A 9649-nucleotide genomic window follows, 5' to 3' on the forward strand; every position below is an offset into this window, starting at 1 on the left:
CGGTAATAAATACTATTTTATTATATCAATAAACAGCCTGTACATTTTTTGTCTGATAGCGTAGCGTGGCGTTAGCCATATCAGGATTTCCAGGATTAGAGGATTTTCAGGATTGATTTCCTCGTTTTCTGTCGGTAATAAATACTATTTGATTATATCAATAAACAGCCAGGACATTTTTTGTCTGAATCAGGATTTCCAGGATTAGAGGATTTTCAGGATTGATTTCCTCGTTTTCTGTTAGAAATAAATACTATTTTATAATATCAATAAACATCCTGTACATCCTTAAATCCTGAGCATCCTGATTCAGACAAAATATTTTTATTATCTTTTCTATTTTTCCCCTTTATCTGCGGTAAGTTCTCCTGTAAATGCTTTTTGTAGGATGGATTGTTTCAGTTCTTTTAATGCGGCGATTTTTTGGCGGTAGATGTTTTCGAGGCGTTGGGTTTCTGTAGATAGATATTCAATTTGTGAAACTATATGATCTTGTTGCTCTTTAGGTGGAAAGGGAATAATAATTTTCTTCAGTTCTGAAGATGAGACATTTGGAAAAGTTGAACCGCTGCCTAATGCGTATATTTTATTTCTACTAAAACTAATAAATTGATTTACCCAATCTTGATTGTTTTTGGATACAATTGCAGCAACACCCCGCCCAATACAAGCTTCTTGACCAGCAATATTCATGCGACCAGTGGTTGAACCACGCACGCAAAGAATTAGATCACCTTCCTTACACATTTTTGTTGGTTTTGTTGTGAACTTAGTTGCAACCGTTTTTGAAAATGGTTCAATACCTCCAAATTCAACAGGTCCATTGATTAACGGAACACCAATACCTTCTGCATTATAAGAAGAACCATCAGGGCTTTGCCCCATAATAATTTCGCACTCCTCATCTAACTTCTTCTCTTCCCACCCGTCGCCTTTTTGTGTAAAGATTGTATTTAGATAACTTTCAAATAATTCGCGGGCATTAGAGAGGTTTTTTTCCGTGTTACGAATCGCTCTATCAATCCCCTCAAATGCCTCATCTGCGATCGCCACAATCCGCTTTTGTTCGGGAAGTGGGGGAATAGGAATTGGAAAATCTCTTAAATAGCCTAATCCTACAAACTTTTGAGTAGTGCCTTTTGCTTCTCTTTGCATTTTTGATCGAACGTACTCAGTCTCAAGATAATACTTGAGAAAATAGCTACTTTGCTTTTTTGATACTTTGATTAAAGCAACATTTTTTATAGCAAATTCAGGCTCTACCTCAACAACAATTGGATTGCCGATAGTCCCAATCATTGCAAGGAGAATATCACCTTTATGTACAGCACTTCTCTCATTTATTTTTTTATAATCTACTTCTGAAATGTATTTGATGTTCTCAAAATTTAAACCGTTGCTTTTTAGGTTTTTCGAGGTTATCAGTGCATAACCTTCTGGCAGATATTTTGGTGAATCATGTGTTCCATCTCGTACATCATAAACCTCACCAAGTTTCTTAATTTCCCACCCCACTGGCAACTGTCTATTATCAACTATCAATTCCATCTCTTCACTACTCATCATTACTACCCTCCTGCCATAATCTTAACCGTTCAGCAATCTCTTCAGGACTAGGCAACTGCTCACGATAAGCATCAGGCAACTGCGGTACAATCGTATAAGTCGCCACCCCAATCGGACGGGATGCCGTTCGCAAAGCATATTCCACCACCGTTTTATTTTTATAACGACAAATAATCATTCCTATCGGCGGATTTTCACCCTCCATCTTTTCTTGACAATCCAAAGCCTCCAGATAAAATTCCATTTTGCCCTTATGTTCCGGCTTAAAATCACCTATTTTCAACTCAATTGCCACCAAACAGCGTAACCGACGATGAAATAATAGTAGATCAATAAAGTATTCCTGACCACCCACCTCCAGCCGATATTGATTACCAATAAACGCAAACGCACCCCCCAACTCAGACAGAAACCCCCGTAAATTCTGCACCAAAGACTGCTCTAAATCCCGTTCTGAATGTTGTTCCGCCAAATCCAGAAAATCAAAGGTATAGTTATCTTTAACCGCCAGTACCGCCTGTGCCTTGATATCATCGGTTACAGTGGCATCAAAATTAGTTTGATTCAGTAAATATTTCTCATAACTCTTATTATCTACTTGATGTTTAAGCACCGCCGTTGTCCAGCCATAACGAGCCGTAGCCCGAAGATAAAATTCCCGCTCCAAATCATCTTTACAACGACCAAAAATCACTAGATTCTTTGTCCAGCTAATTTCTCCAATCAATAATTGGAGATTTGGATGATCCACATATTCACGGTAAAACTGGCGCATTAACCAGAGATTATTTGCCGAAAACCCATTCCGTCCTGGGAACTCACCTTGTAAATCTCGCGCTAGAGTTTCCACCACAGACTTACCCCAGCCCAGGGTTTCCTGCTTGTGATGAATTAACTCGCCAATTTCCCAATATAGCCGCACTAATTCCCGATTTACACTGCGTAAAGCTGCCAATTGGCGATCGCGGATTCGCTGTTTAATCTCATAGCAGAAATTAGCATAATCCTGAGAACTTATCTCACTCACAACATCCCCCAATCAGAGCAAATATATTTCTAATCTTGTTCATAAGCAGCAATAAAATCATCCCGTGAGATACCAGATTGAGTACAGATACTTCTGAGAGTAGAACCTTTAATAAGTTTATGATTTGGTAAAGTTAAAGGAGTATTTGTGCCATCAGAATTTTGTCTAATCATAGAAATATGCTCTTTTTCTCGTACTATTGAAAATCCAAAACTTTCAAGCACCTTAATCACTTTTGCTTTAGGAGCATCAACCGGAAACTTTGTCATTATACCGTTGCCTCTGCCACAAAAGCCTCTAGTATTGAAGATTCAGATTCAAGCACCGATTCTCCAAAAGTTTCAATATGAAATAAAATAGCCGAACGCACATCATTTAAAGCCTCTTCATAAGTATCACCCTCACCCACTACAACCCCCTGAATACCTAAAGGATAAGCAACATAACCATCAGGGTGTTTTTCGACAATGATTTTGATATTTTTCATAGTACCTTAGAACAAAAAAAAGACACTAAAAATAAGCCTAACACAGTCCATCAACTGTTAACTGTCAACTGTAAAATACTTGCCAAAATCTCCGCACTTTCCCCATCCAAAACTGCAATTTCATCCAAAATTTCCTGGGGTTCTCGTAAAGCTACTTCCTCAGCCTTATGCGGATTTTTCACCGACAGATCAAAACTCTCCTGATCAATATCCGTAACATCCACCAACCAAGACTTTTCCGATTCCGAAAAAGTGGATTGTAACTCCACAAACTCCTGTAAATCATCATCATTCAGGGAATTAGTTTTCCCCATATTCCGCCCCGGATCTAATTGATAATACCAAATTTTCCGAGTCGCCATTTGTTCATTTATAGACTTCCCTTGATTAAAAATCGGTGTTGTCTGAATCGCGTCTACAGGTTCTCCCTTTTCAAAGAATAAAACAACAGTTTTCACCCCCGCCCCGATAAAAGTCCCCCCAGGACAATCTAAAATAGAATGTAAATTACAACTACTCAAAAGCTCTTGACGCAAAGCCCGCGAAGCATTATCAGAATTAGAAAGAAAAGTATTTTTAATAACTACCGCCGCCCTACCGCCAACCTTCAACATTTTGATAAAATGCTGCAAAAATAAAAACGCCGTTTCCCCAGTTTTAATATTAAAATTATTCTGTACTTCCTTCCGTTCCTTCCCTCCAAATGGCGGATTTGCTAAAATCACATCAAAACGATCTTTATCTTGAACATCACTAAGATTTTCCGTCAAAGTATTAGTATGAATAATATTCGGCGCATCAATGCCATGTAAAATCAAATTCATGATCGCAATGACATAAGCCAAACTCTTCTTTTCCTTACCCGTAAAAGTATTTTTCTGGAGTATTTCCAGTTGTTTAGTAGTTAATTTCCCCTGTCTTAAATAGTCGTAACTTTCACATAAAAAACCCGCCGAACCGCAAGCACCATCATAAATTTTTTCACCAATTTTCGGCTTAACAACCTGAATCATTGCCCGAATTAAAGGACGTGGTGTATAATATTCTCCACCATTACGCCCCGCATTTCCCATATTCTTGATTTTCGCTTCATAGAGATGGGATAACTCATGTTTTTCCTGTTGGGATCTAAATCTTAATTCATCAATATATTCCAAAGCATCCCGCAAACTATAACCACTTTGAAACCTATTTTTAATTTCGCTAAAAATCTCACCAATCTTATATTCTATCGTATCTGGACTAGTAGCCCGTTCCTTAAAACCCTGTAAATATGGAAATAACTTGCGGTTGACATAATCAATCAAATCATCACCAGTCAGCGCATGATTTTGATCTAATTTCCCATTTTGATCTTTAGGTGCAGCCCAAACAGACCAACGATGGGTTTCATCAATGATAAACTGATATGATTCCCCCGCTAATTTGGCTTTGTCTTCTCTGTCCTGCTCCAAATCATCCAAATACTTCAAAAACAGCAGCCAAGAAGTTTGCTCAGTGTAATCTAATTCTGTAGTACAACCTGCCTCTTTCCAGAGAACATCATCAATATTCTTAAAAGTTTGCTCAAACATTTAGCTTTATTCTAGAACTTCTATTATTAATAACTTGACTAAAATTCTACACCTACAAGGTTAAATAAAAATCTTAACCTTTGCGCCTTTGCTCCTTTGTACCTCTGCGCGTTCGCGCAGCGTGCCGTAGGCATAACATAATTCATGCAGCCATAAATTGTTGTATAGTTAATTTATAATCATCGATTTGACTTGAAAAACAGCCACCACGACAGATAAAGTCCAAAATCGGGATGACTGGATTCGAACCAGCGGCCCCTTCGTCCCGAACGAAGTGCGCTACCAAGCTGCGCCACATCCCGCCACAAAAATGGCAATTTAACTCTAGAATATCACAATCAGCAGAAAATAACAAACTTTCTCTTTTCCACAAAGGTCTTTGCTTGCTACCATAAGATTTGTATAACTAAAATGGTAAAAGTAGACTGTGACTGTAAAACCAGACTGGTTGCGAGTAAAAGCGCCTCAATGGGAGCGTGTTGGTAACGTTAAAGAAATTTTGCGGGATTTAGCCCTGAATACCGTTTGCGAAGAGGCTTCCTGTCCCAATATTGGGGAATGCTTCAACGCGGGTACTGCCACATTTTTAATTATGGGTCCAGCTTGCACCAGGGCTTGTCCTTACTGTGATATTGATTTTGAAAAGAAACCCCAAGCATTAGATCCCACCGAACCGACACGACTAGCAGAAGCAGTGCGGCGAATGCAGCTTAATCACGTCGTGATTACTTCCGTTAACCGAGATGATTTACCTGATGGTGGTGCATCTCAATTTGTCCACTGTATTAATGCTATTCATGAAGTTTCGCCTCATACAACAATAGAAGTATTAATTCCCGATTTATGCGGTAATTGGCAAGCTTTAGAAATAATTCTCCAAGCTAAACCAGAAGTAATTAACCACAACACAGAAACCATCTCCCGCTTATACCGCCGTGTGCGTCCCCAAGGAAATTATGAGCGGACAATGGAATTATTACAGCGCTCGCGCCAAATTTCTCCCAGCACTTACACCAAATCTGGTATTATGGTCGGCTTGGGTGAAACAGATGCAGAAATTCGCCAAGTCATGGAAGACCTACGAAGAGTAGATTGTGATATTTTGACAATTGGGCAATATCTCCAACCCAGTCAAAAACACTTACAAGTATCTGATTTTATCACACCTGAGCAATTTGCCGCCTGGCAAACTTTTGGGGAAGAACTAGGATTTTTACAAGTTGTTTCTTCACCCTTGACAAGAAGCTCCTATCATGCAGAGCAAGTCAGAGAATTAATGAAACGTTATCCCAGATAGTCAGTGGTCAGTTGTTCTACCCCAATCACCAATCACCAATTACCAATTACCAATGACCAATCACCAATCACCAAATTCAAAATCTGTCGTTATTCTTGGTGCGGGGGCTTGGGGTACAGCCTTGGCTAAATTAGCAGCAATTAATGATTATCAGGTGCATTTATGGTCACGTTCCGACTCGCAACCTCTAGAAAAAGTATTAGAAAATAAAAATGCTCAAATAGTCTTGTCCGCTATTTCTATGAAAGGGGTCAGAGATGTGGCCTCTATGGTGCAATCTTGCCCCCTGTCTCCACAGACAATCTTTGTGACTGCAACTAAGGGACTAGAACCACACACTACATACACACCTTCGCAAATTTGGCAAGCAGCTTTTCCTAATTCTCCTGTTGTGGTCTTATCAGGTCCGAATTTATCCCAGGAAATTGCCCAGGAATTACCAGCAGCAACGGTAGTAGCGAGTAAAAATACCAAAGCTGCCCAAACCGTCCAATTGGTATTTTCTTCTAGTCGCTTTCGTGTCTATACTAACCCTGACCCTGTGGGCGTAGAATTAGGAGGAACACTGAAAAATGTGATAGCGATCGCCGCTGGTGTATGTGATGGGTTACACTTAGGCACAAATGCCAAAGCTGCCCTAGTCACCCGTGGGTTAACCGAAATGGTACGAATCGGTAATACTTTAGGTGCGAAAACGGAAACATTTTATGGTTTATCTGGTCTAGGGGACTTATTAGCAACCTGCAACAGCCCTTTAAGCCGTAATTATCAAGTTGGTTATCAATTAGCCAATGGACAAACGCTGCCTGGAGTTCTGGCAAATCTTCCAGGTACAGCCGAAGGTGTGAACACTTGTCGGGTATTAATGGAAATTGCCCAACAACGAGGTATTGCTATTCCCATTACTGAACAAGTTTATCAACTACTTGAAGGAGCAGTTACACCCAGACAAGCGTTAGATAAACTGATGATCCGAGATATCAAACCTGAATTTGATAATTTTCCCACAGAACAAATCTGGTAAATAAGGGAGAAATGCTGACAGGGTAAGGTGTCCAATTAAAATTAAATGACTACCGCAAAATCCCTAGAAAAAATTTGTCAAATTGTCAGGAAATTACTTTTTGAGTGATGTAAATATGACTATGTAGTTTATAAACATCATCATAATTAGAAGTGAGTTTATAATCAGTTAAAAAAATAACCGTTAATATTCCTAAACATGGTATTATTGACCAGTTAAATCATAATTGAAAATCTGGCTAAAGATTTGCATAGCTATTTGTTTAATCACACGGATACTAGCGACAAACGACTCATTAAAAATGTATTATTTCAAACTAGTAACCTGTGGCGAAAATAACTATCCAGTTAAAACAGTCCAAAAGTTGATAAATTAAGTTTTCTCCTCTCCTCCGCGCTTGGACTAGTACAGTACAGCGTAAGTAAGATAACCATTAAAAATCCCTAAAAAGCTTATACAATCTGCTTTTTTAATTTTTAATTGTTAATTTTTAATTCCGCCCTGCGGTACTAGTACAAAGTTTTGCAAAGAATTGTACATCGAAACCCAAATCGTGTTATTTGATGACGAGTTACGGAATAGCAACAGTTGATTAGATAACCGTAATTTTAGCTAACCATAATCTATTGTTACCTGGAGTAATTTGAGACATCATGCCAGCAACATCCTTTTATAAAAATGCCGCCCACGACGGGCAAAATCCTAGTCCACCTTTGGAGATTGAAATCAATAATGATGATGATTTGCCAGATTTAGACATGGCTACGATTGAATCTGATTTAGCTTTAGCCGCGCAAACTACCAGACGCAGTACCGACTTAGTGCGTCTCTATCTGCAAGAAATTGGCCGAGTCCGGTTATTGGGACGAGATGAGGAAGTTGCTGAAGCCCAAAAAGTACAGAGATACTTACGAATGCGATTAATGCTTAGTGCTGCTGCTGCTGAAGGAGATGCTATAATTATCCCCTATTCGCGGTTAATGGAGGTACAGGAGCGGTTGAAAGCGGAATTAGGACACCGCCCTTCTTTAGAACGGTGGGCAACTACTGCGGGCATAAGTTTACCTGATCTTAAACCTACCCTAGCCAATGGCAAAAGACGCTGGGCCGAAATTGCTAATTTAACAGTAGAAGAACTAGAACAAGTTCAAACTCAAGGACTGCAAGCCAAATCCCACATGATTAAGGCGAATTTGCGTTTAGTGGTATCTGTCGCTAAAAAGTATCAAAATCGGGGTTTGGAATTGTTGGATTTGGTTCAAGAAGGGACTTTAGGTTTAGAACGAGCCGTGGAGAAATTTGACCCCACCAAGGGCTATCGTTTTAGTACCTATGCTTACTGGTGGATTCGTCAAGGTATTACCAGGGCGATCGCTACTTCTAGCCGGACTATTCGCCTGCCTGTTCATATTACCGAAAAGCTCAACAAAATTAAAAAGGCGCAACGGAAAATTGCCCAAGAAAAAGGTCGTACCCCGACTTTAGAAGACCTGGGAATTGAGTTAGATATGACACCTGCCCAAGTGCGGGAAGTATTATTGAGAGTTCCTCGTTCTGTGTCTTTAGAAACCAAGGTAGGGAAGGATAAAGATACTGAATTAGGAGAATTGTTAGAGACTGATACGATTACTCCAGAGGAGATGTTAATGCGGGAATCTTTACATAAAGATTTGCATAGTCTTCTAGATGATTTAACTAGTCGGGAACGTGATGTGATTTTAATGCGCTTTGGCTTATCCGATGGTCATGCTTACTCTTTAGCAGAAATTGGCCGCGCCCTTGATTTATCACGGGAAAGAGTCAGACAAATTGAATCTAAGGCTTTGCAAAAACTCCGCCAACCCAAGCGCCGTAACCTAGTCCGCGACTATCTAGAGTCATTAAGTTAGGAGGCAGAAGGCAGGGGGCAGGAGGCAGGAGGCAGGAGGCAATAGAAAAATATTTTCTACTGACAACTGACAATCAGCAAATATTCTCAATAGGCAATGATTGTTGCAAATCAACCCCAACATTTGTTATATTCTCAATTAATGAGCTTTGTTGAGAAAATTTAGTATGACTGTCTACACAACTGGTTCACTCAAGGCGGAATTAAACGACCGTGGCTGGCGTTTAACTCCACAACGCGAAACAATTCTGCATATTTTTCAAGAACTCCCCCAAGGTGAGCATTTAAGCGCAGAGGATCTATATCATCGCTTAGAAGCTGACAGTGAAGGAATTAGTTTATCAACTATCTATCGCACTTTAAAGTTGATGGCGAGAATGGGGATTTTGCGGGAGTTGGAATTAGGTGAAGGGCATAAACATTATGAAATTAATCAGCCTTATCCCCATCACCATCATCACTTAATTTGTGTCCGCTGTAATTCGACTATTGAGTTTAAAAATGACTCAATTTTAAAGATTGGCGGAAAAACAGCCCAAAAAGAAGGTTTCCATTTATTAGATTGTCAAATGACAATTCATGCTGTATGTCCTAAGTGCCAAAGGGCATTAATGCCTATTTAGATAACTAGGAACTTGGTATTATAGGGTTCCTTTTAGGAACTACGGTCAGAAACGGTAAGTTCTACCGAGATTGCCTGTGGAGCGGAAAAACCTCTTAGAAGCCATTCTAAGACCGTGATGAAGCAGGAAGTAAACACTAAGGTTATCGCTGTCCAGATGTGTC

9 protein-coding genes and 1 tRNA gene are annotated in these 9649 nt (G+C 39.6%); 4 read left to right on the forward strand and 6 right to left on the reverse strand.

From position 1 onward, the window contains the following. Positions 1-336: 336 nt before the first annotated feature. From PN450_RS23680 to PN450_RS23705, 6 genes are all read right to left on the reverse strand, one after another. A complete protein-coding gene (locus tag PN450_RS23680) occupies positions 337-1566 on the reverse strand; it encodes a restriction endonuclease subunit S (RefSeq protein ID WP_271837750.1) in 1230 nt (409 codons plus the stop codon). Continuing rightward, complete coding sequence (locus PN450_RS23685) at positions 1556-2593, reverse strand: PDDEXK nuclease domain-containing protein (RefSeq protein ID WP_271837751.1); 1038 nt, start codon at positions 2591-2593, stop codon at positions 1556-1558. Before PN450_RS23685 ends, PN450_RS23680 begins: the two co-directional genes overlap by 11 nt. Positions 2594-2622: 29 nt before the next feature. Then, the gene (locus PN450_RS23690; RefSeq protein WP_168653195.1) at positions 2623-2862 is read right to left on the reverse strand and encodes a type II toxin-antitoxin system HicA family toxin; all 240 of its coding nucleotides are present in this window, start codon (positions 2860-2862) and stop codon (positions 2623-2625) included. After that, positions 2862-3080 (reverse strand): type II toxin-antitoxin system HicB family antitoxin, encoded by a 219-nt coding sequence (locus PN450_RS23695; protein ID WP_039204653.1) that lies wholly within the window; start codon positions 3078-3080, stop codon positions 2862-2864. Before PN450_RS23695 ends, PN450_RS23690 begins: the two co-directional genes overlap by 1 nt. 50 nt (positions 3081-3130) lie before the next feature. Then, positions 3131-4654, reverse strand: a complete 1524-nt coding sequence (locus tag PN450_RS23700) for a class I SAM-dependent DNA methyltransferase (protein ID WP_271837752.1) — start codon at positions 4652-4654, stop codon at positions 3131-3133. 228 nt (positions 4655-4882) lie between these two features. Next, positions 4883-4956 (reverse strand) — tRNA-Pro (locus tag PN450_RS23705). Between the two features lie 125 nt (positions 4957-5081). Between PN450_RS23705 and lipA the strand changes: the two genes are divergently transcribed. From lipA to PN450_RS23725, 4 genes are all read left to right on the forward strand, one after another. Continuing rightward, positions 5082-5951 carry a lipoyl synthase gene (gene lipA, locus PN450_RS23710; protein ID WP_148760305.1) on the forward strand — a complete coding sequence of 290 codons (870 nt, stop codon included), beginning with the start codon at positions 5082-5084 and terminating at the stop codon, positions 5949-5951. A 52-nt stretch (positions 5952-6003) separates the two neighbouring features. Further along, positions 6004-6975 (forward strand): NAD(P)H-dependent glycerol-3-phosphate dehydrogenase, encoded by a 972-nt coding sequence (locus PN450_RS23715; protein WP_271837753.1) that lies wholly within the window; start codon positions 6004-6006, stop codon positions 6973-6975. A gap of 653 nt (positions 6976-7628) precedes the next feature. After that, a complete protein-coding gene (gene sigC, locus PN450_RS23720) occupies positions 7629-8864 on the forward strand; it encodes an RNA polymerase sigma factor SigC (RefSeq protein ID WP_271837754.1) in 1236 nt (411 codons plus the stop codon). A gap of 166 nt (positions 8865-9030) precedes the next feature. Next, entirely contained in the window at positions 9031-9486 is a 456-nt protein-coding gene (locus PN450_RS23725; protein ID WP_148760299.1) for a Fur family transcriptional regulator, read from the forward strand. Positions 9487-9649 lie beyond the last annotated feature (163 nt).

Origin of the sequence: Dolichospermum lemmermannii CS-548 (genome assembly GCF_028330815.1) — a bacterium.
Classification (GTDB): domain Bacteria; phylum Cyanobacteriota; class Cyanobacteriia; order Cyanobacteriales; family Nostocaceae; genus Dolichospermum; species Dolichospermum lemmermannii.

What these genes read in the sequence shown, in the direction of transcription:
- PN450_RS23680 (WP_271837750.1), bottom strand. Translation starts at nt 1,566, where the DNA reads ATGATGAGTAGTGAAGAGATGGAATTGATAGTTGATAATAGACAGTTG.
- PN450_RS23690 (WP_168653195.1), bottom strand. Translation starts at nt 2,862, where the DNA reads ATGACAAAGTTTCCGGTTGATGCTCCTAAAGCAAAAGTGATTAAGGTG.
- PN450_RS23695 (WP_039204653.1), bottom strand. Translation starts at nt 3,080, where the DNA reads ATGAAAAATATCAAAATCATTGTCGAAAAACACCCTGATGGTTATGTT.
- PN450_RS23700 (WP_271837752.1), bottom strand. Translation starts at nt 4,654, where the DNA reads ATGTTTGAGCAAACTTTTAAGAATATTGATGATGTTCTCTGGAAAGAG.
- PN450_RS23715 (WP_271837753.1), top strand. Translation starts at nt 6,004, where the DNA reads ATGACCAATCACCAATCACCAAATTCAAAATCTGTCGTTATTCTTGGT.
- sigC (WP_271837754.1), top strand. Translation starts at nt 7,629, where the DNA reads ATGCCAGCAACATCCTTTTATAAAAATGCCGCCCACGACGGGCAAAAT.
- PN450_RS23725 (WP_148760299.1), top strand. Translation starts at nt 9,031, where the DNA reads ATGACTGTCTACACAACTGGTTCACTCAAGGCGGAATTAAACGACCGT.